The 24,649-nt window shown below is 50.4% G+C and carries 23 protein-coding genes and 1 other annotated feature; of the genes, 8 read left to right on the top strand and 15 right to left on the bottom strand.

All coding sequences use genetic code 11. The features are described from left to right. Positions 1-556 precede the first annotated feature (556 nt). Positions 557-774: a binding site (T-box leader), on the top strand. 45 nt (positions 775-819) lie between these two features. Together DX130_RS19260 and DX130_RS19265 are read left to right on the top strand one after the other, a co-directional pair. Next, positions 820-2,697, top strand: coding sequence for an arginine--tRNA ligase (locus DX130_RS19260; RefSeq protein ID WP_116048141.1), 1,878 nt, complete (start codon positions 820-822; stop codon positions 2,695-2,697). A 108-nt stretch (positions 2,698-2,805) separates the two neighbouring features. Beyond that, positions 2,806-3,336 carry a hypothetical protein gene (locus DX130_RS19265; RefSeq protein WP_116048143.1) on the top strand — a complete coding sequence of 177 codons (531 nt, stop codon included), beginning with the start codon at positions 2,806-2,808 and terminating at the stop codon, positions 3,334-3,336. A gap of 130 nt (positions 3,337-3,466) precedes the next feature. On the opposite strand, the gene DX130_RS19270 is transcribed toward DX130_RS19265, so the two are convergent. From DX130_RS19270 to DX130_RS19280, 3 genes are all read right to left on the bottom strand, one after another. After that, positions 3,467-4,732: a cell wall-binding repeat-containing protein gene (locus tag DX130_RS19270; RefSeq protein WP_206098860.1), complete on the bottom strand. Its 1,266-nt coding sequence runs from the start codon at positions 4,730-4,732 to the stop codon at positions 3,467-3,469. A gap of 134 nt (positions 4,733-4,866) precedes the next feature. Then, complete coding sequence (locus DX130_RS19275) at positions 4,867-5,949, bottom strand: sensor histidine kinase (RefSeq protein WP_206098861.1); 1,083 nt, start codon at positions 5,947-5,949, stop codon at positions 4,867-4,869. Further along, the gene (locus tag DX130_RS19280) at positions 5,946-6,638 is read right to left on the bottom strand and encodes a response regulator transcription factor (protein WP_116048147.1); all 693 of its coding nucleotides are present in this window, start codon (positions 6,636-6,638) and stop codon (positions 5,946-5,948) included. The genes DX130_RS19275 and DX130_RS19280 overlap by 4 nt, the downstream gene beginning before the upstream one ends. A gap of 230 nt (positions 6,639-6,868) precedes the next feature. Between DX130_RS19280 and DX130_RS19285 the strand changes: the two genes are divergently transcribed. Next, the gene (locus tag DX130_RS19285) at positions 6,869-7,906 is read left to right on the top strand and encodes an LLM class flavin-dependent oxidoreductase (RefSeq protein ID WP_116048149.1); all 1,038 of its coding nucleotides are present in this window, start codon (positions 6,869-6,871) and stop codon (positions 7,904-7,906) included. Positions 7,907-8,262: 356 nt separating this feature from the next. Here the strand turns inward: DX130_RS19285 and DX130_RS19290 are convergent, their stop codons facing one another. The 5 genes from DX130_RS19290 to DX130_RS19310 all read right to left on the bottom strand — a co-directional run bounded on the left by DX130_RS19290 (position 8,263) and on the right by DX130_RS19310 (position 12,086). After that, positions 8,263-9,099 carry a YitT family protein gene (locus DX130_RS19290; protein WP_116048151.1) on the bottom strand — a complete coding sequence of 279 codons (837 nt, stop codon included), beginning with the start codon at positions 9,097-9,099 and terminating at the stop codon, positions 8,263-8,265. A gap of 284 nt (positions 9,100-9,383) precedes the next feature. Then, entirely contained in the window at positions 9,384-9,863 is a 480-nt protein-coding gene (gene greA / locus DX130_RS19295; RefSeq protein ID WP_116048153.1) for a transcription elongation factor GreA, read from the bottom strand. Positions 9,864-9,922: 59 nt separating this feature from the next. Continuing rightward, on the bottom strand, positions 9,923-10,264 hold the full coding sequence (locus tag DX130_RS19300) for a zinc ribbon domain-containing protein YjdM (protein WP_116048509.1): 342 nt from the start codon (positions 10,262-10,264) through the stop codon (positions 9,923-9,925). A gap of 227 nt (positions 10,265-10,491) precedes the next feature. Further along, the gene (locus DX130_RS19305; RefSeq protein WP_116048155.1) at positions 10,492-11,544 is read right to left on the bottom strand and encodes a hypothetical protein; all 1,053 of its coding nucleotides are present in this window, start codon (positions 11,542-11,544) and stop codon (positions 10,492-10,494) included. Next, positions 11,541-12,086, bottom strand: a complete 546-nt coding sequence (locus DX130_RS19310; protein WP_240644593.1) for an RNA polymerase sigma factor — start codon at positions 12,084-12,086, stop codon at positions 11,541-11,543. The genes DX130_RS19305 and DX130_RS19310 overlap by 4 nt, the downstream gene beginning before the upstream one ends. A 250-nt stretch (positions 12,087-12,336) precedes the next feature. On the opposite strand from DX130_RS19310, the gene DX130_RS19315 reads away from it, so the two are divergent. Together DX130_RS19315 and DX130_RS19320 are read left to right on the top strand one after the other, a co-directional pair. Continuing rightward, positions 12,337-12,681: a DUF4234 domain-containing protein gene (locus tag DX130_RS19315; RefSeq protein WP_116048157.1), complete on the top strand. Its 345-nt coding sequence runs from the start codon at positions 12,337-12,339 to the stop codon at positions 12,679-12,681. Beyond that, entirely contained in the window at positions 12,656-13,066 is a 411-nt protein-coding gene (locus DX130_RS19320) for a DUF2752 domain-containing protein (protein ID WP_116048159.1), read from the top strand. Before DX130_RS19315 ends, DX130_RS19320 begins: the two co-directional genes overlap by 26 nt. A gap of 94 nt (positions 13,067-13,160) precedes the next feature. Here the strand turns inward: DX130_RS19320 and DX130_RS19325 are convergent, their stop codons facing one another. After that, positions 13,161-15,695: a J domain-containing protein gene (locus DX130_RS19325; RefSeq protein WP_116048161.1), complete on the bottom strand. Its 2,535-nt coding sequence runs from the start codon at positions 15,693-15,695 to the stop codon at positions 13,161-13,163. Positions 15,696-15,698: 3 nt separating this feature from the next. Then, positions 15,699-17,396, bottom strand: a complete 1,698-nt coding sequence (locus DX130_RS19330) for a molecular chaperone HscC (protein ID WP_116048162.1) — start codon at positions 17,394-17,396, stop codon at positions 15,699-15,701. A 322-nt stretch (positions 17,397-17,718) separates the two neighbouring features. On the opposite strand from DX130_RS19330, the gene DX130_RS19335 reads away from it, so the two are divergent. Next, on the top strand, positions 17,719-19,413 hold the full coding sequence (locus tag DX130_RS19335) for a M3 family oligoendopeptidase (RefSeq protein WP_116048164.1): 1,695 nt from the start codon (positions 17,719-17,721) through the stop codon (positions 19,411-19,413). A 97-nt stretch (positions 19,414-19,510) separates the two neighbouring features. Here DX130_RS19335 and DX130_RS19340 read toward each other — a convergent pair whose 3' ends face one another. The 3 genes from DX130_RS19340 to DX130_RS19350 are packed head-to-tail and all read right to left on the bottom strand — an operon-like array spanning position 19,511 to position 22,365. Further along, positions 19,511-20,905: a hypothetical protein gene (locus DX130_RS19340; RefSeq protein ID WP_116048166.1), complete on the bottom strand. Its 1,395-nt coding sequence runs from the start codon at positions 20,903-20,905 to the stop codon at positions 19,511-19,513. 18 nt (positions 20,906-20,923) lie between these two features. Beyond that, a complete protein-coding gene (locus DX130_RS19345; protein ID WP_116048167.1) occupies positions 20,924-21,697 on the bottom strand; it encodes a DODA-type extradiol aromatic ring-opening family dioxygenase in 774 nt (257 codons plus the stop codon). Continuing rightward, positions 21,694-22,365 (bottom strand): alpha/beta hydrolase, encoded by a 672-nt coding sequence (locus DX130_RS19350; protein ID WP_116048169.1) that lies wholly within the window; start codon positions 22,363-22,365, stop codon positions 21,694-21,696. Before DX130_RS19350 ends, DX130_RS19345 begins: the two co-directional genes overlap by 4 nt. Positions 22,366-22,515: 150 nt before the next feature. Between DX130_RS19350 and DX130_RS19355 the strand changes: the two genes are divergently transcribed. Further along, positions 22,516-23,061, top strand: coding sequence for a helix-turn-helix domain-containing protein (locus tag DX130_RS19355; protein ID WP_116048171.1), 546 nt, complete (start codon positions 22,516-22,518; stop codon positions 23,059-23,061). A 74-nt stretch (positions 23,062-23,135) separates the two neighbouring features. Here the strand turns inward: DX130_RS19355 and DX130_RS19360 are convergent, their stop codons facing one another. Then, positions 23,136-23,522, bottom strand: coding sequence for a winged helix-turn-helix transcriptional regulator (locus DX130_RS19360; RefSeq protein WP_116048172.1), 387 nt, complete (start codon positions 23,520-23,522; stop codon positions 23,136-23,138). Between the two features lie 248 nt (positions 23,523-23,770). On the opposite strand from DX130_RS19360, the gene DX130_RS19365 reads away from it, so the two are divergent. Continuing rightward, positions 23,771-24,310, top strand: a complete 540-nt coding sequence (locus tag DX130_RS19365) for an NAD(P)H-dependent oxidoreductase (RefSeq protein WP_116048174.1) — start codon at positions 23,771-23,773, stop codon at positions 24,308-24,310. Positions 24,311-24,355: 45 nt separating this feature from the next. On the opposite strand, the gene DX130_RS19370 is transcribed toward DX130_RS19365, so the two are convergent. Beyond that, positions 24,356-24,628 (bottom strand): alpha/beta-type small acid-soluble spore protein, encoded by a 273-nt coding sequence (locus DX130_RS19370; RefSeq protein ID WP_116048176.1) that lies wholly within the window; start codon positions 24,626-24,628, stop codon positions 24,356-24,358. Positions 24,629-24,649: the final 21 nt, after the last annotated feature.

Here is a 24,649-nt window from a genome sequence, read left to right on the forward strand (position 1 = left end):
CTGCGCTCATCTCCCTCTGAGATCCGAACTTGATTTTGTGACGATATGCCTAATTCTATTCTGGATAAAGGGACCAATTTCCTCCTATTTTCGGCAACGGATCATTACATCTTCCATCTTGCCTCTGGGAAGCGTTTAGAACAAACGCAAAAAAAAGCAGGCAGGAGCATTCCACAACAGATGCTCTTGCCTACTTGAGGGACGAACGGGTAAGACAAGTTCAGATCATCGTAATGTTCTAGCAAATAATCAAGATACTTAGCCTGATATACCTCAGTGGCGCATACAGAGAAGCTTACACCCATGCCAAAAAAAGTGGATTTTGGCCTATTATAGTAAAAGATCCCCCATAGGGGGGATGCGAAAGTTGTGCATGTTTAAGGGAATTGAACCTCTGTGAAATGTTCTGAAAATCGGTCAAAACCCTCTTTCTATATCTGTTCAGCTCACCATACCCTTCATGCTGAACAATCTCTCCATGGGCGACTCCATTATATCTGGCAGATATAAAGGGCTTGCGTTTTGCGGCCGAACCGCTATAATGAGTAAACATATCGAACAATCAACGATTGGGAGAGTAACTGTCAGCCGAAGTTCAAGCGAGCCGGGAGAGTGAGAGCCGGTACGGAAGCAGCAGTGAACCGGACCCATGAGATAGACTTCTGAACGATCAGAGTAGGAAGTCTCGGCTGCGACCGTTATCCGTTAGAGTGGCTGAACGACAAGTTCAGCAACAAGAGTGGTACCGCGAATGCATACGCCTTCGTCTCTTTTCCAAGAGACGGGGCGTTTTTTTATTTTGCCAAAGGAGGAAAGGTTATGTTAAGTGAATGGATGAAGGAACGTATTGCTGCATCACTACATGAGATACACCATGAATTAGGGGTTGATAAGCCCCGAGACTTGAAGATCAATGTGGAGCAGCCTGCGAATATGGAGCATGGCGACTATTCGACCAATGTGGCTATGCAATTGGCCAAGACGCTGCGGAAGTCCCCTTTGCACATAGCGGGGCTGCTGAAAGACAAGCTGGAGATCGACCCTGAGCTATCCTCACTTGTACGTGAAATTGATGTTGCGCCGCCCGGCTTCTTGAATCTCCATCTGAATTGGAGCGAGTGGACGCGACGAGACTTCACCCTTCCTCCTGTGGCAGAAGGCAAAGCGATTATTGAGCATACCTCAATCAATCCGAACAAATCCGCTCATATCGGCCATCTGCGCAATTCTTGCATTGGCGATACGTTAGCCCGTATTTTGAAAAAAATCGGCCGTGAAGTGGAAGTGCACAACTATATTGATGACCTGGGCAATCAACTGGCCGATACCGTTGTTGGACTGTTGCATGTCCCGCTCAGTAGAGAGCATGCTCGCTTCGGCGACTTTTGCTGGGATATCTATTCCGGCGTCAATCGGGAGTATACGGCTAATCCCGACAAGCTCAGTGAACGTACGAATGTGCTGCATGCGCTGGAGGAGGGTGACAATGGCTTGGCCTGGATCGGGTTGCTCGTCGCAGAGCGTATTGTGCGCGAGCATCTGGAGGAGATGAATGCCTTCGGCATCGACTACGACCTGCTCGTATGGGAGAGCCAGATCGTAAGGGAAGGCTTCTGGGAAGCAGCCTTCGAGCTGCTGAAAGGCACCTCATCCTTCGAGCAAGAGAAGTCCGGCAAGCTTGAAGGCTGCTGGGTGCTCAAACAATCCGTTGCGAAGACGGAAGAAGCAGCAACGGAGGAAGCCGAGCAGCACCATATGGATAAGGTGCTCGTACGCTCCAACGGCATCCTGACGTATACGGCCAAGGACATCGCCTACCATCTTTGGAAGTTCGGATTGCTGGACAAAGACTTCTCGTATAAGCCGTTCTCCGATGGTTTATGGTCCACTCATCAAGCAGGTGCCCCGTCTTCGCAATATGGTCATGCCGATATGGTTATTAACGTAATCGACTATAGACAGCAATATCCGCAGGCGATGGTAAAACAAGCGCTAGAGGTGCTGGGGTATACCGAGCAAGCGGATAAGCTCCGCCATGTCAGCTATGGGGTCGTATCGTTAAGCCCCGCCGCAGCGGAGGAGCTTGGGATCGACATCTCGTCAGGCAAAACCTCTTACGCCATGTCCGGCAGACAAGGCGTCGGCATCAAGGTCACCGATCTGCTTGACCGGATGCAGGGCGTTATTGATCAGAAGCGCTCGGACGCGAACGGATTGTCAAGCCGAATGATTGGAGCCGCAGCTATCCGTTATTATCTGCTGCGCTTCGCCTTATCGACGGAGGTTGTATTCGATCTTCAGCAAGCGACTGAGGTGACCGGCAATACCGGGGTGTACCTCATGTACGCTTACGCCCGCGCCTCGAACATTATCGCGAAGGCGACAGAGGACGGTATTAGCGTGTCCGACATACTTGTAGAGGCGCAACCGAAGGAGAAAGCGGAGCTGGCTTTAATTCGTCATATCGCCACTTGGCAGGATACACTGCATGCAGCCGCTCGGGAGCTGTCCCCGACGGTCATCTGCAACTATGCCTACGAGCTGGCCTCGCTGTTCAACAACTTCTATGCGGCTTGTCCGATTCTAAAGGCCGACGAGGCTACAAAAGCTTACCGCTTATGGCTCGTTTCCTTGTTCCAGCACACGATGGGCGATGCGCTGGATACACTAGGTCTTCCTGCGCCGACGCGTATGTAAGTCGCTGGGTTTATCCAATCTTTTTACAGCCGGCCGCACTTGTCCAAGCCTCTCCTTTCCTCCGTTCATAGAATAGATCATAACGGATGGCATGAAAGGGATGAGGCTATGGGCAAAGAGAAGGACGAGCTTGTAATCATGCTTCGCAAGGGACAGCAACACTATGTGTCCAAGACGCCATTGAAAGGCGTTGACCGTGTTGTCTTCGTTTACAACGGGCAATTCACGAATGCGCCGAACACTACGCAGATCGCAAATGGTGCGGGCCGCAGCGGCACTGCAGGCAACAACGGAGCGATCAACTCGCCAGATGCATTCCAGCAGCAAAGCGTCGGCGCAGGCGGCATTGCGAAGAACAAAGGATTAAAGAAGGGAAGCAAGCATAAAAACAAGACAGCTTCCCGCAAGCATCATCAGGACAAAGAAGTGATCATTGTCATTAATGAGCAAGTGGTCGAGCTGTCCAGTGGACAGGAGCTCGCATCCGCCACCCAAGTTGCAGGAGGCGCAGGGGGCTTCAGCGCCGCAGGCACAAACTCCGCCATTGACAGTCCGCGCACGAAGCAGCAGCACGCCGTTGGCGGCGGAAGCGGCAGTCTTGGAGAGAACGAGCTGATAAGCAAACGGAAGAAAAAGTAGGTTGCAGCCTCTGCAGAGGGTGATTGAACGAGATTAGCCGAAGCGCAGCGAGCGCACTCACTATGCAAACCATAGGAACTGAAAGAAGCCTCTATTCCGCCATTACGCGGGTAGAGGCTTCTTGGTCAGATCAATGATGAGAGCTTCCGCCCTCGCCTTTGCTGTCATGTTCATCCGATGTTGGCTGCTCTTTGTCTGCCGTTCCACCGCCATGGACTCCATGGCCTGCCCCTGACTCCGAGACAATCTCCAGCATAGTGTCAATCTCACCTTGCGCCGCTTCGGACAGCTCGTCCATTGAACCTGTAAGCCAAGCGTGATTATAGGGACCCTCGACCGGTGAATCCCTATACTTCGGCTGAACAGACATGACGTATGACATGACAGTATCCGGCATGCCCTTCTTGTCCGTCCAGAGAAGTGGAGCATGCTTGCCTAGATGGGAAAAGGGGGCCGCAGCGAGTGCTAGCTCCGGTGTTGCTTTTGATACAAAGGAGAAATTATGACCTGGTGCTGTAATGCCCCAGCCAAAACCCGTTGCCGGATCCTTGTATTTCGCGAACGCTATCGCATTCTCATACGGATCGTCTCCGGAGATACGGACGACTCTCCCGTATTGCCCCAACAACTCCTCTACCTTGCTCGATACAACCGACTCCGGCCCTACAATATAGATGTTGGCTTGTCCGTCTCGCATCGATAAAGCTTCGGCAGTTTCTTTGGGAATTTCATCTTTCTTGACGTATAACAGCGGCTCCGGCATATGGGCAATCCAATTGACGACCGGCATCGTATAATCGGCACTGTCCATCGACCCTACAATAACGGATTGCGGAAGCTCCTTCGTAACATCGGCATAATAAGCGTCAACCTCCTTGGCCAGAGCAGGAGCATTGACCCCTCCGACTCTGTCCGTCTTATAGCCTAACGCCTTAATCTGATTTTCAACCTTCGCATCCAGATTGCCGACTAGTATAACCTGGATACTGTCGTTGCTGTCCACTCCCTTGGGGCGAAGCCGTTTCAACTCCCGCAGTGTCACTTCAGGAACTTCACCCTTGTCTGCGAATAAGACGGGACCGTCATTCGGATGATGGATCAGGTTCGCGCTGACGAGAGCCGCCTGCCAGTCCGTAGGATCGGCAATAATGACACCTCCCGGCCTATTGGTATCGCTTGTGGCCATCCATAACGTCTGCGATACGATTGCCGCTGCTTCCGCAGCCTTGGCCGAGTTAATGCGCGTCGTATTTTTGGAAGCGATCCACGGCATCGACAGATTGTCCGTTATCCCGCCGCTGCTGACATTCGCGACTGGCTTGTCCGAACCGAAGCATCCTGTAAGCATCACTAAAATCGCAGTGAATACAATCATCAATTTCATCCTATTTTTCATTTCGTAAAGCCTCCTCTATACAAAAAATCTTCAAATATCTCGTCTCTTTATCCTTTCCTTGTCTCATAGACTAGAGACCTCCGCCCGTTAGGATAAGTATAGAACGAGGTTTTGAAGATCTTGTGTAGAGGATTCTATAGCTGCTTCGGAAGCTTAATGTACATCGAAGTTCCTTCTCCGCTGCTATCCGCGTATACAGTGCCGCCGTGCGCCGTCACCAACTGCTTGACGATCGTAAGTCCGAGACCGCTGCCCCCGGTTTCGCGGCTACGAGACTTCTCCGCACGATAGAAGCGCTCGAAAATATAGGGCAGCTCCTCTGGCGGGATGCCCTCTCCCGTATCCTTCACCAGCAAGCGGACTTGCGCTCCTTCATCGACTGCTTCTATGCTGACGATACCCGCTTCTGGCGTATGCTTCAAAGCGTTGCTAAGCAGGTTGACCAGAATCTGCATCATCCGATTCGGGTCCATGACCAAGTGAAGCTCCGGGTCGGCCCGGCACATGAGCTTAACACCCTTTTCCCTGAATGCTGCATGCACAAGATCGACGGCCCGCCGAATCACCTCGTCTAGCGAAGCTATGGTGCGGTCCAATTGGAAACCGGGGGATTCTACATCAGTCAAATCCTCCAATTCCGCCACCAGTTGGGTTAGCCGCTCGATCTCTTCATAGCAAGCATGGATGCGATCAGGCGTAGGCGCCCAGATACCGTCCTCCATCGCTCTCATGTGACTCTTCAGCACTGCAAGCGGGGTACGCAGCTCATGGGCGATATCTTCCGTCATCGTCTTCCGGAGCTGCTCCTGCTGACGAAGCTGATCGGCCAATGAATTCAAAGAAGCGCCGAGCTGCGCCAGCTCGTCCTCACCTTTCACATGCACTCTGGAATGCCACTGACCGCCCGACATCCGCTCGGCAATTCGCTTCATATGCACAAGTGGCTCTGATATACGCCGGGCGACATAAAAGCCCAGAATGACGGCAAGCGTAATGGAGCCGAGTCCTGTCCAGACAATCGTCTGAATGAGTGCTTGCTCCAAATGATAGCCCAGTTCCCCGGCATCGCCATCTATACCGGACGCCGCATGCTGCTCCTGATACATCGTGAAGTGATAATGAGTTTCCAGCACAATGCTGATCGTCGCGATAACGACAACGCCTGCGGCGAGCGCAATCATAACGAGCGCCAGCCGAATATGAAGGCGCCGCATCATACCTCTCCCCCCGCGAATCGGTAGCCTGAACCGTATACCGTAACAATATAAATCGGCGACTTGGGATCGGGCTCGATCTTGGAACGAATGTTTTTGATATGCTGATCAATGGTCCGGATATCTCCTTCAAATTCATACCCCAGCACTTTCTCTACCAGCTCCTCCCGCGTGAAACGCCGCTGCGGATGCTTCGCCAGCACCAGTAACAGCTTGTATTCATTTGGGGTTAAACTTACCGCTTCACCGCCACAATAGACGTCCTGCTTAAGCGAATCAATGACGAGATGACCCCCATGAAATACGATGCGATCAGCAAGCAGTTGAACATCGTCCGTACGACGCAATATGGCACGCACGCGAGCTACAACCTCTCGCGGATCAAATGGCTTCGTCACATAATCATCGGCGCCCAGCGATAAGCCTCTAATTCGATTGCTCTCCGAAGCCTTGGCTGTCAACATCAGGATGGGGATGGAGTGTGTTCGGCGAATTTCCTCGCACACCTGCTCTCCGTCCATATCCGGCAACATGAGATCCAATATAATGAGATCAGGCGGCTGCTCTTCGATAATCTGCAAGGCGTCCCGTGCGGTTCCCGCTTCCAGACAACGGAATCCTCCCTGCACCAAATAAGAAACGATGACATCGCGTATTTTAACTTCATCATCCACTACTGCGATTGTTTTCATATCCATCCTCCATTAAGCATAGAGATACATCCATTCTACCTTGGACTTATGTAGAATCTATATAGATGAATGCAAAACACGGCAAGAATCTCGGCAGATAGGGCGGGTCGTGTAATTCGGCTGACTTTATGCCACAATAAGTAACAATCCACTCGTTAATTAACTTACTATAATTGATTTACATTCATTTTTATAGTAAAATATAAAAAACAAAGGAGGCGTCGATTAGGATGGAAATTGGAATCAGTACATTTATGGAAGCGTCGCCGCACCCGGTCACCGGCAAAGCGATCAGCCATGCGGAACGGCTGCGTAATGGAATTGAAGAGATTGTCCTGGCCGATCAAGTCGGCCTTGACGTATATGCCGTAGGCGAGCATCACCGCGCAGACTATGCGGCAAGCGCTCCCGCTGTATTGCTTGCAGCAGCGGCTTCCCGGACGAAGAATATTCGACTCTCCAGTGCTGTGACCGTGCTGTCGTCGGATGATCCTGTACGTGTCTACCAAGCGTTCTCCACACTGGATGGCATCTCCAACGGACGAGCAGAAATTATGGCCGGCCGTGGGTCCTTTATTGAATCATTCCCATTATTCGGTCACAGCCTCGACGATTATGATGAATTATTTACTGAAAAGCTTGAGCTGCTGCTTGCCATACGCGAATCGGAGAAGGTTACATGGCGCGGAGGCCATCGCCCAGCTATCGACAATCGCGGTGTCTATCCGCGCTCCGTTCAGGAGCCTCTTCCGGTCTGGATCGGGACAGGCGGCAACCCGGAGTCGGCTGTGCGTGCAGGTATGATGGGCTTGCCTGTCGTATTCGCGATTATCGGCGGCATGCCGGAACGGTTCGCACCACTTGTGAATCTGTATAAGCAATCCGCAATCCGAGCAGGTCACGATCCGAGGAAGCTGCAGATCGCCACACATTCGCATGGTTTTATCGCGGATACGACTGAGGAAGCGGCGAATACCTTCTTCCCTTACACCCAAGCCCAGATGAACACGATTGGTCGGGAGAGAGGGTGGCCGCATTATGACCGCGAGGCATTCGACGCCGCTCGAGGCTTAAGAGGCTCTCTCTACGTCGGCGATCCGGAGTATGTAGCGGAGAAAATCGTATTGCTTCACAAGAACTTAGGACTTACGCGCTTCTTCCACCATGTGGACTTCGGCTCCATGCCGCATCGCGATATTCTACGGTCGATCGAGCTGCTCGGCACGAAAGTCGCACCGATCGTACGCAAGGAACTTGCTCGTTCGTAAGGCACATGGAAGCATGTCCGAATGTCCCTCCCGGGGGCATTAATGGGAGGATGAGCAATGTCTCAGCTATCCGTCCCTTCATGGTCACGATAAGGAATGCCGTGCTAAACAGGTCTGCCGATGTGACGAGATATCTCACTTCATACATGAATTGGCAAATAAAAATGGCGGTACAGGAAGTCTATTCCTGTACCGCCATTCCTTTATACTGGGCGATGCCGCCTGCTTGTGCAAATGGTGTGCGAACGAGCGCCGTTTCTCGAGTTCCCACCCTGTTGGCGCAATTCGTTGTGTGTAGCAACGCTATTTGCGAATTCTCGCCATCTAAGGCGATTACTTCCGATGACAGCTCAGCTCTATTTCGATATATCGACGAATCCCTCGCCGAATACGTTGCGTACATCATGGATCGTAATGAACGCATTTTTGTCGATCGACTTCACGATTTTTTTCAGCATACTAACCTCGGGCTTCGTAATAACGATATACAAAATATCCTTAGGCGTATTGGTGTAGTTGCCTTTCCCGTAAAATACCGTCACACCGCGATCCATCACCATATTGACTCTCTCCGCGATCAGCTTCTGCTCATTGGAGACAATCATAACCGCCTTCTGTGAGTTCAAGCCTTCAATAATAAAGTCCATCACCTTCGTGCCGACATACAGCATCACAATCGTGAACAGCATGCCTTGAATGCCGATGATGAAATACGACGCAAACACGACAATCAGATCGAAGAACAGGAGCGCATAGCTAATATTCCAGTCCAAATACTTATTCATGATTCTCGCCAGTATCGTCGTACCCGCCGTTGTGCCGCCTACTCTTATAATGATGCCGATGCCGATCCCGGTGAGGACACCGCCGAATATCGTATTGATCATCAGATCATGGGTCGAAATCGACCAGCTCTCCGTCAGATGCAGGAACAGCGAGTTGAACAATACGGCAATAATGGTATAGACCGTTGTCGTCTTATCCAGAAATCTATAGCCCACAATCAGCAAGAAAGAGTTAATAATCAAGTTTACCAAACCAGGTGACCACTGGAACTGGTAATAAGCAATGATCGTAAGACCCGTTACGCCGCCCTCGCCCAGATCATTCGGTATGACAAACACATTGATAGCAACCGCAAAAATAAAAGCGCCCGCCATAATCATCAAAATGTCTATTATTCGTTTTTTCATCCCTTACACATGTCCTTTCCCCATATCCAAATTCATCATAAAAAAGCGAATACCGCAATGGCATTCGCTTGAAAGTTGTGTCGTTCATGCGTGTGCTTGTTAGGCCATCCCGATTATAGCAAATCAGCAAATGTTCGGCAATTGAGCGGACTAAAGCGATGCATAACACAAAACGACCGTTCCTCGAAAAATCGAGAAGCGGTCGCAGCTTAGAGAAGCATTTCTATTCCTGATAACTGATCCGTGTTATGACCCGATTGACCAGTTGCCTTGTACGCAATGACTTATACGGCTCTGATCTCCAGCAGCTCATACTTGATGATGCCTATCGGCGCGTCTACGTTGATCGTATCGCCGACTTTTCTGCCCATCAGCTCTTTACCGAGCGGGCTTTCGTAAGAGATCTTATTGTCCGTCACATCAGCTTCCGCAGGACCGACCACGCGATACTCGATTTTTTCGTTATATTCGATGTCATTCAAAATGACGATAGAACCGATACTCACCTGATTCGAGCTTATGCTGCTTGCATCCACGACACGCGCAATTTTGAGCATTCTCTCCAACTGCAGAATTCTCGTCTCCATAAACGCCTGGTCATCCTTGGCGGAATGATACTCGCTATTCTCCTTCAAATCGCCATAGCTAATCGCATTCTTCAGACGCGCCGCCAGTTCCTTGCGCTTGACCGTCTTCAGCTCCAGCAATTCCTCTTCAATTTTCGCCAATCCTTCTGGCGTCAATAGCAACTCTTCTTTGGCCACAACAGATACTCCCCTTTCACAATCCATTATTATTGTACCCTATTCAGCACTTCGATTGCCTATATTTTCTTCACAAATTCCGATTTCAGCTGCATCGCTCCAAAACCGTCAATCTTACAGTCAATATCATGATCGCCTTCAATTAATCGGATATTCTTCACTTTGGTGCCGATTTTAATGACGGACGAACTTCCTTTCACCTTCAAATCTTTAATGACCGATACCGTATCCCCGTCATTCAATACATTTCCGTTCGAGTCTTTAATGATACGACTCTCGTCGTCATTCTCCTCTTGCGCTGTCAGCGACCACTCATGCGAGCACTCCGGACAGATGATCAAATGGCCGTCCTCGTAGGTGTATTCGGACTTACATTTAGGACAATTAGGCAAATTAGACATGTTATCGTTCTCCATTGTTTTTATACTAGTATATAGGAACAAGTGCTGGAGATACAGACAAGCCAAAGCAATTAGGGCCGTTTCCAACAAAAATGCGGTCAGCTTCATATCAAAGGACCTCATAAACGAGGCCTACAAATTGATCAGGCCATAGCAAAGGCAAAGAGGGCCCTGCACGCACCAACGTGCAAGGCCCTCCCATGTCTGCCCATAATCCTTCTTTTTCGCTAAGGCTGAACTTCGACAAGACTCTGTGTTGCAGCCTCATAGCGGTACGTCAGTACCGAGCTGCCCTGACTGTCGCCGCTACTTGCATCGCGTATGGTGAACCAACCCTTATCCCGATCATAGCTCACGATATCTCTATGATCTGCACCAAGACTATCGCGAATGCTGGCCCATAACAGTTCTCCGTTCTCTTCCTTGAAGACATAAATTTGATTCTGCTTATAAGTGGTCACAATCGCCTCTTCGCGTCCGTCATTATCCAGATCGTACTCATAGGACGCCGCATCGAACATCGCATACGTAGTAATGCTTCCATCAAGCTCATGTATGTAGAAAGCACAGGATTCTCCATCCGTTCTGCAGGTTTGCACATCGATTTTAATGACTTCTTTGCCAAAGAGGCGTGTCATCAAAATCTCATCATCGTATAAATGGCCCAATCCATAATGGAGGAGCGTATTCGGCTTTGAGAGACCATCGATCACAAAACCGATATAATCATACTTCTCATCAGTGCCGTGCTGGGTCGCTGTATCATTCATTTTGGTAAATCGAATTACCGAGCCTATACCTTCGACATGTCTTTGATCTAGAATTTCAACCTCATCCAACGGCAATTCCACCGCAGTGTAAAGCTTCCATAACGGAGAATGCTTATTGGATAAGCCAGGTAGAATATCCTCATCACTCTCCCATATCACCTCATCCTTCTGCAAGGTCTTCGCCTCCAAATACCGGAACGTAACAGGCAAGCCTATTGCATCCCTCTCTAAAACCTGACTGGAGTCGTTCGGCTGCGTTGGCTCGACTACGCCCGCCTGTTGGCTCGCATGTTCCCCCCACGGGGTACCATTCGTACTGTAGAAGAGTACAGCTCCTACAATGACACACAATGCGGCCATACCAATAAACCGCACATGCTTATGAAATTGCATTGCAGGTGTCTGATCAATTTCCTTCAGTACCGAACGCTTCATCTCTTCATTAAACTCCGCTTTGCCGAATAACCCCCGCTTTACAGCGTCCTGCCAATCCGATCGGGATTCGCTCATCGCTTCATCTCCTTCCACTTGCTCTCTACTATTTTGCGCGCACGATGCAGCCTGGACTTGACCGTTCCCTCCGAAAGGTTCAGCAGTTGTCCGATTTCCGCCTTCGTCATCCCATGTTCCAGATGAAGAACAAGCACTTCTCTATGCTTCATCGACAATCCCAAAACAATGTCCAGCAATTCCTTCTCCGACTGTTCTTCCAAATAAACCGCCTCTGCCGATCCTGCCGTTCTGTCCGATCTCACCCATTCGAACAACACAATCCTCCGCATATAGCTCGATCTCAACTCGTTAATTGCGAGATTGCGCACAATCGTGAACAGCCATGTTTTGAAGGATGACTGCCCCCTGAATGAACCGATATTCTGATACACTTTAATGAAAACTTCCTGTGCGATATCCTTGGATTGTTCCCGGTTGCGTGTCATCGCATAGGCATACTTCCGGACATCATCTCCATACTGTGTCATCAGGTTGTACAACTCCGTCTTGTCCATGGAATCCAGATAGGTCAAATAGTGCAGCTCTGCATGAGAATCCAAGCGTTCACCTCCTCACCCTATTAGACAAGATCAAGTCTTGAATCGTTCCATCTGCGCTTGATTTCTTTTTCTATTCTTTCTATTTTTTCCTTGTCTTGATAGTCATATTTTCATATACTTATTTCGTCGTTGTTTGTCAAATACTGCGATTGAAGCGGCTTTCTGTTAGGAGTCTTCCAATAACGATGCCAGAACAATTACCGCATATCCTGACAAATTCATTATCAACTAGATCGGATGGTGCAAGTTCATGGTTCAACAACGAAATATTGCAGTAGCTATTATTTTATCCATTGTGACCTGTGGGATTTACGGCATCTATTGGTTTATCGTCATGACGAACGAGGTCGGATACTTAAGCGGCGATCATTCGTTCACAGGCGGCAAACACTTCCTGCTCACCCTCGTTACCTGCGGAATCTGGGGAATCGTATGGGCCTATCAAGTTGCCAAGCAGGTCGAAGAAGCGCAAAGACAGCGCGGACTTAGAATGTCTGACAACGCCTTGATTTACGTTGTGTTGTCTATCTTTGGATTCGGCATTATTACCTATGCCCTGGTTCAATCCGATGTCAACCAAATGGCAAGACCTTAAGGAACTGCCCAAGCGGCATCCCAGACTGTTCTGGGGTACCATGCTTGGTGCAGGCGGATTGCTGTATGCCAAGGTCTGGCTGCCTGTAACCGGACTGGCCGTCCCTTGTCCATTCCACGCTGTTACCGGACTATATTGTCCGGGCTGCGGCGTGACCAGAGCAGCGCTTTCCCTGCTGGACATGGATGTCTATCAAGCGTTTCGATTCAATTCGTTAATCTTCATCTTAGCGCCGATGCTTGCCCTATACGCCTGGGCCAACGCCAAGAAGAAGCGACGAATTAGCGGATTCATAGTCGTGTTCATGATCAGCTTGACCCTGATATACGGGCTGGCACGCAATCTTCCTCCGTGGTCTTATCTGGCTCCCACCGACTTATCTTAGCGTATACAAATAAGGATATCTCGCGATCCGTTATCGGATACGAGATATCCTTTTTGTATCGCCTGCTAGCGGTTCCTCCCGCCTGCGACGTCTATTACTTCCTTCCTAGCCAGGAGAAGACCGACTTCTTCGGCTCTTCTTGCAACAGCTTGGCGCGCTTCGCCAGCGTGTCCTCATGATCTGGCTCCAACTCCAGAATTCGGTCACAGGCCGCCAACGCCTCCAGCTTCTGCCCATTCTCGATAAGCATCGTCATACGAAGATGAAGGAGGCTGACGAACTGTGAATCAATAGCAAGGCCTTGCTGAATATAGGATGCAGCCTCTTCTTTCTTGCCCATCATAAAATGCGACCATGCCAGAAAGTCATACGCGTATGCGCTCTCCAGCTCGACACCTAGAAGCTCATGGCAGGCGGCAATACATTGCTCATAGTCCTGCGCATAATCATAGGTTGCATGAATTTTTCTCTCATAAGCTCTCATCAGCATCGGATCGATCGCAATGGCTCGATTCAGATGATGGAGACACTCCTGCCACGTCTCCTCTTGATGAAGCAGAATACCGAGCTGCAGATGATAAGTTGCCACTTCGGAATCGATGTCAATAGCGCTTCGGTAAGCAGCGATGGCCTGACTCCGCTCTCCCCGGTCTCTATGAATATCACCGATCAAATCGTAGAACAAATCCGCTTGCTCAGCCCCCTCAAGCGCTGCTGTCGCCCGGCGATGGGCCTCACCCAGATCTCTCCTATTATAGTAGCACAGCGCTTCGTAATAGACGGCCTGTTCCACGCGATGCTCGGCAATTACCTTCTCATAATACACCGCTGCTTCCTCATACTGCTGCATGCGGAAGTAACACATTCCTTTGCATAGAAACGCATCCCTCGGGTCACCTTCATACTCCAGCGCATAATCACAGTTCTTAATAGCTTCCTCAAGTTCACCCATATTTCGCAAAGCGTCAGCTTTCTCTACGTAGAGACGGCTGTCCCTAAGATCATGTCTGGCGGCTTCTTGAAAGACATCCACCGCATGCTGATACTGTCCGACGCGGTTCAGCATGCTCATCTTCACAATATAAGCTTCCGTATAATTGGGATTGAGCGACAGCGCTTTGTCCGCTGCTTCAAAAGACTCGCCATATCGGCCCATCCCAAGCAGCGCATCCGCCCTCTGTCTAAAGCTGTTCGCGAAGCTTGCATCGTACTGGATCGCCAGATCAGCAGACTCCAGCGCCTCTTCATGCCGCTTCAGCAAATTAAGCGTATACGCCTTATTGTTATATAACGACGCTTCATCCGGCTTTAGCTCAATCGCTTTATCGTAATAAATGATTGCTGTCTCCAGATCCCCGGATTCCTCCAATAAGACGGCCTTCCAATGGTTAAGGTCCATATGATCCGGATACAGGTTCAATGCCTCATTCAGCTTGGTCAATGCCAGCTCTTTCTTCTCCAATTGGCGCAAGACCACACATAATTGCACTTGCAGCGTTGCGGAAGGATGCTGAGGTTCCAGATCGCATAACAGACGATAAGCTTCCTCCGCCCGTCCCGTAGCCAAATATGCTGTTACGAGCTCTTGCGCAGCATCGACGTCATCTGGCTGGCCACCCGTTCCACTCGTCATCTCGTCAATCTGGAAGCGTTGCGCGGAAGCCAGCAGGTTGATCACTTCATGATCGTTCGGCAAAATTTGCTTTAATAAAGTCAGATGAGTGGCTGCATCCGTGTAATAACCCAGACTTACAGCGCACTTCCCTAGCGAGAAGAGTACATCGGCTGCATCCGGTCTTACCGGCAAAATGTGCTTATAGTCAATATAAGCTTCCTCATAGCGCCCTAACCGGAAGAGCAAGCCCGCACGGTAATACCTTGCATAATAGTCCGTCTCATCCCTATCCAGCAGTTCATTAAACTTCTGTCCAGCCTCCGCCAGTCTGCCTACAGCCATACTGTATCGGGTTCCCAATAGCTCTGCATCCGGATGGGACGGACACAGCTCCCCCAATTGCAGTATTATCTCTCGCGCCGTGTAGTAGTCGTAGTCGTCAATTGCTTGCATACCTGCGCGGTATTGTTTAATGAACGTCTCCTGTTGCCCCGGCTGACAATTCAGCAGCTCTTGGTAACGGAAAAATTGATCTTTCTCGGTTCGATTCATGATGAATTCAATAAAGTTCTGATGATAGTCTTCCAGAAGCTTCTCCTTCTGCTTGTTCCATTCAAAATGCTCATTCAGCTCCACCCAGATCCGATGAGGAAGATGGAAGTGTTCCGTCAGGAAGTTGAGCGTCTCGCGGCTTGCCGCCTCTCGCGTATCAATCAATTGACAGACATCCGACTCCAGCAGCGCCTTCCATTCCTGCACATTCAACCTTGATTCGTAGCGATCATAAATCCCCTTCAGACGGTAAACATACTGTTCCAACGGGTCCTCAGGCTCGCTGCCGGTCAACGCCTCGGACTTGGCCGCATCCATTGCTTTCTCGTAAGCTGCCCGGATTTCCTGAAACTCTGCCGGATGCGTCTCCGGATTGTAGATTTTCACAAGCTGGGTGTAGGCCCGCTTAATTTCCTTCTGATCCGTCGTCGGACTGATGCGCAAGACTGCAAATTGATCCATGCTCTACTCTCCTTTGGCCTCTATAGCATCGAATATGTCCTTCAACAGCTTCTTCATCTCCGCAATCCGACGCGGCTCCTGCTTATCAAGCGCATCCTCGAACTCTCGCAGCAGCCTGGCGATTTCCATACGCTCGTAGCCGATATGCTCCTCGTACAGCCTCTCGCCGCGAGCGATGACCCACTTGTTCTCCTGTTGGTCGCGAGGGTGAATCTTGAGAGTAGCCAGCTGCTCGATGCGTCTTACCATCTCCTCCGGAGACATGTCTCCCGGATTCCGCTCAATCATCATTTGTTTCACAAGACCGGTGGACTGGACCTTCACTTCCACCTCCAGCAAACCGTTAATGTCGTAGGTATACCGGACATCTACGCCCTCCTGCCCGGCTGGCCGGATTGGCACGGGTACGTTAAGCTCCCCGAGATAGATGTTATCACGGGATAATCTGGCTTCCCCTTGCAGGATATCGACTTTAATCATTCGCTGATTGTCATTAGTGGTGAAAAACCGTTCAATTCGGCTAACCGGAATAGCTGTATTGCGTTCTATAATCGGGAAGAAATGTCCGCTCTCATGGTAGCCGTTCGACTTGGTGACGGATACCGATGTACCTAGCGTATAGGGACATACGTCTGTCAGAACCACTTCTTTCAGACTCTCATGACGCTCCTTCAGGCCCGCTTGAATACCAGCTCCTACGCCTACCACTTCGTCCGGATTGACGTTGGCGTAAGCCAGCTGCCCGAACAGCTTGCTGACGAATGTACGGATAAAGGGCAGTCTAGTTGCGCCGCCCACCAGCAGAATGGCATCCAAATCCTTTACCTTCAGCGAGGCATCGGACAATGCGCGCTCAATCGGCGCCCGAAGCCGTTGCAGCAGAGGTTTCGTCGCCTGCTCGTATTCATCCAGGCTGATATCAAGGACAAGCTCATTCTCCTTATGCATGTGGACCATTCGGGCTGCCTTCTTCTCGGCAAAGCTCAGCTTCGCCGTCTCCGCTTGCTTGCGCAGCTTCGCATACTCCTTCAGCTCAAGCTCATCTACCGTTAGTCCATGACGGGCCAGGAACAGGTCGATCAGCAATTGCGTAAAGTCCTCACCACCCAAATAGTTGTCGCCGGCTACAGCTCGAACTTCCATAACCTGCTCGAACAACTCCAGAATGGAGACGTCGAAGGTGCCTCCGCCCAGATCGAAGACGAGGAACTTCGTGTCCGCATCCCGCTGGTGAAGCCCGTACGCAATAGCTGCAGCAGTCGGTTCTGTCACCAAACGTTCTACCCGCAGCCCAGCCAGTTCTCCAGCACGCTTCGTCGCCTTGCGCTGCACATCGTTGAAATAAGCGGGCACGCTAATAACTGCCTCATGCACAGGCTTACCCAGCACATGTTCTGCATCCTTTTTCAACGCTTTAATGACCAGAGCGGACAGCTCCTCAGGCAGAAACTCCTGATCTCCGAGCTTAATCAGCTTTTTCGTTCCCATGTAACGCTTGAAGAACGAAGCGCTAAGCTCCGGATGAGAGATTTGCCGCTCCAGCGCGATCTGTCCCACAACAAATTCACCATCGCTGTCCACGCTCACCGCCGATGGCGTCAAATGCCGACCAAGCCCGTTCGGGATCATGACCGGCCCTTCTTCCGTCCAATATGTAACCAAACTGTTAGTGGTTCCTAGATCAATGCCAATGATCGTCATAATTCCTCCGTAAATGATTCCGTTAATGGTGATAACATCAATATCTTACAAGATTACTCTTTCTCTTGCTATATTAAAGTATATCGGCAATGACTTACACAGAAAATAGAAGTACGACAAGGAACCAGCGGCCTGTATCTTCTATTTGCACTCCCTTGTCTAATCTATCATTTAAAACTCGTCTTTTTTAATTGACGATTCAGCAGAGATGCTGATTAAGATCAGCTGCTTGACCTCGGAAAACATCAAATAGCTGTAGACTAACCCCATTCCATCAGGCGTATAATGAGGTATGTAAAAGATAGGAAAGCAGGTGTTCGTTATGAAATTTAGTACATACGCCTACCAAAGGCCGGACGTCAAAACGTTCGAATTAACATTCAAGGAGCTGCTAGGCGCATTCACGCAAGCTGCCACGTATGAGGAGCAGGACGAGGCGATGACTGCGCTCAACAAGCTGCGCAGCGAGTTCGATACGATGGGGACGATTGCCAGTATCCGCCATTCCATCGATACGAACGATGACTATTACAAAGCGGAGCAAGACTTCTTCGATGAGAACGGTCCTATCGTCCAGGAGTACATTACCGACTATTATCGAGCATTGGTTGAATCGGTCTTTCGTGATCAGCTTGAGGCGAAATGGGGTCGCCAGCTCTTCCAACTGGCTGAGCTGTCACTGCAGACATTCAGCCCGGAAGTCATTGAAGAGCTTCAGCTTGAGAATAAGCTGACGACGGAATATGGCAATCTGCTTGCTTCTGCAAAAATCCCATTCGAGGGCGAGGAGCGCACATTGTCCCAACTTGCGCCATTCCAGCAATCTCCGGATCGCGATATGCGCAAACGGGCTGCCGAAGCCTCCTTTGGTTTCATGGCCCAGCATGAAGAGGACTTCGATCGCATCTACGGCGAGCTAGTCAAGACGCGGACGAGCATTGCGCATAAGCTTGGTTTCCGCAACTATGTCGAGCTAGGCTACGCTAGAATGAGCCGTACGGATTACAACGCCGAGATGGTGGCGAACTTCCGCGAGCAAGTACTGGAACATATTGTGCCTGTAGCCACAAAGCTGAAGCAGCGCCAGCAGAACCGCATCGGCGTCGATGAACTGCTCTATTACGATGAAAGCCTGGCCTTCCTATCGGGCAACGCGACTCCGAAGGGAGATCCCGACTGGATCGTGAGCAACGGCGCCAAGATGTATGCCGAGCTGTCGCCGGAAACAGATGAGTTCTTCCGTTTCATGCAGGACAACGAGCTGATGGATCTTGTGAGTAAGAAAGGAAAACGGGGCGGAGGCTATTGCACGTACATTAGTGAGCATCAGGCTCCCTATATCTTCTCCAACTTCAATGGCACGTCGGGCGATATCGATGTGTTGACGCATGAGGCGGGGCATGCCTTCCAGGTATACCAAAGCCGGAGCTATGCGGTGCCGGAGTACAGCTTCCCAACGTACGAGGCTTGCGAGATTCATTCCATGAGCATGGAGTTTTTCACTTGGCCGTGGATGGACTTGTTCTTCAAGGAAGATGCAGATAAATATCGGTTCGACCATCTGGCAAGCGCGCTTATCTTTATCCCTTACGGCGTAACTGTCGATGAATTTCAGCATTTTGTCTATGAGCATCCGGAAGCGACCCCTGCGGAGCGCAAGGAAGCTTGGCGCAATATTGAGCAGAAATATTTGCCTCATCGCCAATATGCGGACAATACCTATCTCGAGCAGGGCGGCTTCTGGCATAGACAAAGCCATATCTTTAATTCGCCTTTCTATTACATCGACTACACGCTGGCTCAGCTGTGTGCGTTTCAATTCTGGAAGAAGATGCATGAAAACCGTCACGCAGCTTGGGCGGACTATCTGAACTTATGCAAGCTTGGGGGCAGCCTGTCCTTCACTGAGCTTGTCGATGAAGCGGGCCTCGTCTCTCCATTCGAGGACGGCTGCGTCACTTCCGTCATCGGAACAATCGATAGCTGGCTGAATGCGGTAGACGATGAATCGTTATAAAAAGGGGTTGTCCTAAAAATCAACGGCTGCCGAGTCATAAATCGGCAGCCGTCTTTATGTTGATCGTGTTACCCCAGTATGGGTCTTGCTACGTTGCCTATATCAGAACCCGCCATAGTGCCAAATAAAGCACAAGAGCCGATGCCATCCAGAACGCATACGCATAGTTCGGCCGTGCCATCTCTATAACTGTCTTGTTCTGCAAGCCTGCGAGCAGATGATTGACAGCCGATGCTGGCGAGATTGGATTGGAGGAGCCCCAGCTGCCCAGCAGCAGCACCGCGAAATAGACAGAGCTAATCCCGACCGAGGCAGGATCGATGCCCGTGGCAAGAATCGTGACCGGTACGATGGGATGAAGCCCCACCCAGGATGTAAGCATGATAAGCAAAATGGTCATGATCGAAAACGCGAGCCATATCGGAACAGGCAGCTTCTCCAGCAGCTCGGGAATGTAAGTCCCGAATCCAGTGGATCGGATGGAACCGCTGAAAAATCCGGCAGCAAGAAACAGCGTTATCTCCTTCTGCAAGGCAGGCAGCGTAACGGATACGTGATTGCCGATGCCTTGGCGGTACGTTGCCATCGAACCCTTCGCCCAGCACCACAGCAACGGAATTAGGACAGCGCCTATGCAAGTGATAAGCACCATCGGCAGCTCCACCAGATTCTCCAGCAGCAAAACTGACGCAATCGCCAATATAAGATAAGCAGCAAGTCCGGGAGGGAATGGTGCTCGAGTATGGGACTCGCTAGTTCCTGCGTGCTCCGCCGACACCGGTTCCGCGCTAACTTCATCTCGCTGCTCCTCGCGGCCAAGCTCTCGCAAGTTCACCAAGACGCTCGCCGCTACGCTGATCAGCGATAGTCCAAGCACATAGGGCAAGATGGACGACCAGCCTAGCGACAACGCCGACGTGACGAGCGCCATCGCGGCAAAATACGGCGACCACATAATCGCACCGCCGAATCCCCGATTCATTGCTGAAGCCAGCAGCCGCGCCACGCCACCTGAATGCGGCTTGACGAAGGCGAGATGGTAGACCACCGAAATGGACCCCACATTGATGAACGCGCCCATGATTTGGGTAAGAAGCTGTGTCCCCGTAAACATCACGGTTTTGCTTCTGACGCTCCGCTCGTAGAAGCGACGCAGCGACGCAACGTATGCGGGCAGCCGAACCGGAATCCCGAACAGCGGGGCAAATACGAACAAGGTAACGAGAGTAGCGTTAATGGCTGCCGACTCAAACCAAAGACGGACATCCGCCTTCTGGAGCAGCATGAGCAGCACACCACCACCCATAAAGCCAGTCGCAAGCCACTTGGCTATTCCTTTAAGCCTTGGAAGCGATAGCGCAATCGCCAGAAACGCCAGCCCTCCAAGCGGATAAAGCAGCAGCTCCAGATGGGTGATCTGCTGCGCGATAAAGACGGCAGCGAGCGAGAATACGACTATTCTCTCCGCCGCTGCCCGTATAGATGTTGCCATAGAATTCGCCTTCTTCTTTTAATTAAACTGCCAGCAGCTCAAGCTTAAATTGCCGTACTGATAGCTGCGGTGAAGCAGCTTGGCTTGCCGGTTCACATCCCCTGTGCCCATAGCAAGCAGCAAAGGAATGAAATGCTCGCTGGTAGGAACCGCGTCGTTCGCATGAGGTGCAAGCTCCATATAACGGAACAACGCCTCCATATCCCAATTCTCCAGCTTGCTCTGCAACCAATTATCGAAGGCTTCTGCCCAGTCGTCCATATCGCCATTCGAACGCCAGTTCAGCCGGCGCAAATTATGCACCGTTCCCCCGCTGCCGATGATGAGTATATCCTGCTCCCTTAGCTCGCCAAGCGCCTTACCGATCTCATACTGCTGCTCCGGCGTCAAATACCGATTCACCGACAACGCTATCACCGGGATATCCGCGTCCGGGTACAGCAGCTTCAGCACGGCCCAAGCGCCGTGATCTAACCCGCGTTCTTCGTCCAATACGCTCTCGATGCCATGCTTGGCGAATAAGGATTGAATACGCTCGCTCAGCGCCTTATCGCTTTTGGCCGGATAGGTCATCTGGTATAGCTCGTCCTGGAACCCGCCGAAATCATAGATCGTGCTGTATTGCGTTGCCGCGCCAATCGTCTGGACAGGCTGCTCCCAGTGGGCGGAGAACAATACAATCGCCTTCGGCTTAGGCGTATTTGCGCCAAATTGCTTCATCAAATCCGTGTAGGCATGTTCCTCCAATACAAGCGAAGGCGCTCCATGCGCGAAAAAATAGGAAGGTATCATGACTTCATCGCTCCTTTATCCTCTATTATTGCCGCCTCCTGCAACAGCCAGCTCACATAATCAGCTTTATTCTCCTCTGTCACGCCATGATCCGACGCATAGGTTTTGAAGGTCAGCCTGGAGGTCATGCCTTGCATGTACTCGGCAGTCTCATGACCAATATGAATAGGGAATACCGAATCGTATTCACCATGCGAGAGGAACACTGACACGTCCTCCATAGCTTTGACCGAATACTCCGTTTTCACGAACTGCGGAATATAGCCGTTAAGCGCAACAATGCCCTGCAAAGCATCCCCCAAAGTGAGCGCCAGCGTCAGCGAAATAATGGCCCCTTGGCTGAACCCAAGCAGATAGCGGCGACCTGTATCCACCGGATATTTCTCCGATGCATAACCGATAAAAGCTTCCAACTGCTGCACGGCCCGGTCGAATGATTCACGCACGGGGTTGCCCAAGCTTTTCAGCTCATAATATTGATAGCCTGCCCCGAGCAAAAGATCGCCGCGAATATGGATCGTAATGAAATCCCCCTCCAGCGGCTCCGTCAGACCCGCCATATTGCGCTCATTCGACCCCTTCCCATGCAAAGTAAATACGGTGGGATACGTCTTGTCCGGCTCCACGTGCTCCGGCAAGCTAATTTGATAAGCATAAGCAGGTATCATAGAAGTCACCTCTTGAATAAAATATTAGTTATAAAGAAATTAATTTTATATAAGTAATTTAAATGACAGAGGGCTGGCATGTCAATGGGAAAATTGATAATATGAATATATCATCTGTATCACAAATATTTTTGAGGATGCGTGAACTCTATGGATATCGGCTCCAACATTCGGGCCATTCGAAAGCGAAAAGCGATTACGATCGCACAAATATGCGAAGAAACCGGCTTGTCCCAAGGCTTCTTGAGTCAGGTTGAGACCAATAAGACTTCCCCCTCCATTGCTACATTGGAAAACATCGCGAACGCCTTGAAGGTTCCTCTAGCCTATTTGCTGCTGAAAAAAGAGGAGCGCATGGGGATCGTGCGTAAGTCCGAGCGCAAAGTGACGACAAGTGGAATCGAGCAACTGAAGGTCGAGCATCTCAGCTCCTCCAAAAACGTGAAGATGATGCTTGTCGAGTTTCCTCCCGGCGCTTCCACAGGAAATGTCCCTCATGCCCATGAAGGCGAAGAAGTGCATGTGGTGATCAAGGGCAGAATCTATGCGGAGCAAGGCGAGGATTCGGCCGAGTTCACAGAAGGCGACTCTTTCTCCTGGAATGCATGCACGCCCCATCTCGTCCGTAATATCGGTGATGAGCAAGCGATCGTACTCATATCTGTCTATACAGAGACCGATCAGCCCTACGTATAGTCAGACAGAACGAGATAACGCAGAGAAGCACCCGATTCGATTGATCGGGTGCTTCTTTTACATATCTATTCTATTTATTGAGATTGCGGTTGATCCGCATAATCCTCTTCACGTGTTTCTTCCAATGTGTTCATAAACTCCATATGCTTAAAGCCCCAGCCGCACATATCCGCTAAAACAGCGCTTAACGTCCGGCCATGCTCCGACAGATCATATTCCACTTTAGGAGGGATCTCATGATATACCTTCCGTACAACAAGTCCATCCCGCTCCAGCTCGCGCAACTGATTGGTCAGCATGCCTTGTGTTATGTTCGGCAGCATCCGGCGCAGCTCACCAAAGCGCTTTGTACCGTGATACAGCAAGATAAAGACGATAAGCGGCTTCCACTTTCCTCCGATGACTTGGAGAGTGGCCATTATCCCCTTCGTTCGATCGGGATCATTCTCTTCCATTGGCATGCCTCGTCTCCTCCCAGCTGAAAAACAATAATTACTGTTACTTTATCAGAGTATCTCGAATAACAACAGTACGATTTTTTATCATACTTAGTACGTTTTTTCGTACTGTATTCCAGAGAATCAGTAACTGCCAATGGTACGTTTTATAGAACCTAGTACCACAAAACTGCGTACTTTTCAACGCATGAAATTTGCTCAATAATGAGGTTGTAATCGCGATTGCCACAACTCATGAAAGGGTGTTAACCTTGAACATTTTAGTGATATCCGCACATCCAAATTTGCAAGAGTCACGCGGCAATGAAGCTTTGGCCCGTGAACTGACGTCTTATGACCATATCCATTTCCACAATATCTACCAACAGTATCCAGACTGGAACATTGATGTAGAGAAGGAACAACAATTGCTGCTGGCCCATGACCGGGTCGTATTCCAATTTCCCGTGTTCTGGTACAGCACGCCACCGCTGCTGAAAAAATGGTTTGACGATGTGCTCACCTACGGCTGGGCTTATGGACCGGGAGGCAACCAACTTCAAGGGAAGGAATTTCTGGCTGCCGTCACAACTGGCGGAACAGAGAAGCAATATCGCTCCGGTGGACAAAATGCCTTCACCATCAGCGAGCTGCTTAGACCGATCCAAGCGACGGTCACTAAAATTAATGGCACCTACTTGCCAGCCTTTGTCCTCTATCACGTACAAGAACGGACGGATGAATATCTCGCTGATCGGGCGAAAGCATACGTTGAGCATATTCGCCAAGATGCAGCCGCACTGGTCTATTAATAGATGACAAAACCGCCAGAGCTGTATTCTCTGACGGTTTGTTTTCTATTGCTTGGACAAACGATCTTGCGCCATACGAACCAGCTCGCGAACCATTGATCCGCCGATCTTGCCACCGATATGTCCTGCTGATTCCGTGGACAGGTCTCCATTGTCGCCTTGTCTCAAGGGAATGCCAAGCTCCTTAGCTACTTCATACTTCACATCGTCAGGCCGCTCAGGATTTACATTATAACCTTCTTGCTTCATCACATTTGCTTTGAAAGCCTGCATGCCGCGCGCCGCTTCTGGCACCACATACCTTCTTCTCCGGGCCATACTGATCGCTCCTTCTGTCTT

It is taken from the genome of Paenibacillus paeoniae (assembly GCF_003388735.1).
GTDB classification, from domain to species: Bacteria; Bacillota; Bacilli; order Paenibacillales; family Paenibacillaceae; genus Pristimantibacillus; species Pristimantibacillus paeoniae.

Bases quoted from the DNA above. Each gene is read 5' to 3' on its own strand.
- DX130_RS19370 (WP_116048176.1), bottom strand. From the start codon at position 24,628: ATGGCCCGGAGAAGAAGGTATGTGGTGCCAGAAGCGGCGCGCGGCATG.
- DX130_RS19360 (WP_116048172.1), bottom strand. From the start codon at position 23,522: ATGCCAATGGAAGAGAATGATCCCGATCGAACGAAGGGGATAATGGCC.
- DX130_RS19280 (WP_116048147.1), bottom strand. From the start codon at position 6,638: ATGAAAACAATCGCAGTAGTGGATGATGAAGTTAAAATACGCGATGTC.
- DX130_RS19285 (WP_116048149.1), top strand. From the start codon at position 6,869: ATGGAAATTGGAATCAGTACATTTATGGAAGCGTCGCCGCACCCGGTC.
- DX130_RS19355 (WP_116048171.1), top strand. From the start codon at position 22,516: ATGGATATCGGCTCCAACATTCGGGCCATTCGAAAGCGAAAAGCGATT.
- DX130_RS19305 (WP_116048155.1), bottom strand. From the start codon at position 11,544: ATGAGCGAATCCCGATCGGATTGGCAGGACGCTGTAAAGCGGGGGTTA.
- DX130_RS19335 (WP_116048164.1), top strand. From the start codon at position 17,719: ATGAAATTTAGTACATACGCCTACCAAAGGCCGGACGTCAAAACGTTC.
- DX130_RS19325 (WP_116048161.1), bottom strand. From the start codon at position 15,695: ATGGATCAATTTGCAGTCTTGCGCATCAGTCCGACGACGGATCAGAAG.
- DX130_RS19260 (WP_116048141.1), top strand. From the start codon at position 820: ATGTTAAGTGAATGGATGAAGGAACGTATTGCTGCATCACTACATGAG.
- DX130_RS19345 (WP_116048167.1), bottom strand. From the start codon at position 21,697: ATGATACCTTCCTATTTTTTCGCGCATGGAGCGCCTTCGCTTGTATTG.
- DX130_RS19270 (WP_206098860.1), bottom strand. From the start codon at position 4,732: ATGAAAAATAGGATGAAATTGATGATTGTATTCACTGCGATTTTAGTG.
- DX130_RS19300 (WP_116048509.1), bottom strand. From the start codon at position 10,264: ATGTCTAATTTGCCTAATTGTCCTAAATGTAAGTCCGAATACACCTAC.
- DX130_RS19265 (WP_116048143.1), top strand. From the start codon at position 2,806: ATGGGCAAAGAGAAGGACGAGCTTGTAATCATGCTTCGCAAGGGACAG.
- DX130_RS19350 (WP_116048169.1), bottom strand. From the start codon at position 22,365: ATGATACCTGCTTATGCTTATCAAATTAGCTTGCCGGAGCACGTGGAG.
- DX130_RS19320 (WP_116048159.1), top strand. From the start codon at position 12,656: ATGTCAACCAAATGGCAAGACCTTAAGGAACTGCCCAAGCGGCATCCC.
- DX130_RS19330 (WP_116048162.1), bottom strand. From the start codon at position 17,396: ATGACGATCATTGGCATTGATCTAGGAACCACTAACAGTTTGGTTACA.
- DX130_RS19275 (WP_206098861.1), bottom strand. From the start codon at position 5,949: ATGATGCGGCGCCTTCATATTCGGCTGGCGCTCGTTATGATTGCGCTC.
- DX130_RS19315 (WP_116048157.1), top strand. From the start codon at position 12,337: ATGGTTCAACAACGAAATATTGCAGTAGCTATTATTTTATCCATTGTG.
- DX130_RS19290 (WP_116048151.1), bottom strand. From the start codon at position 9,099: ATGAAAAAACGAATAATAGACATTTTGATGATTATGGCGGGCGCTTTT.
- DX130_RS19340 (WP_116048166.1), bottom strand. From the start codon at position 20,905: ATGGCAACATCTATACGGGCAGCGGCGGAGAGAATAGTCGTATTCTCG.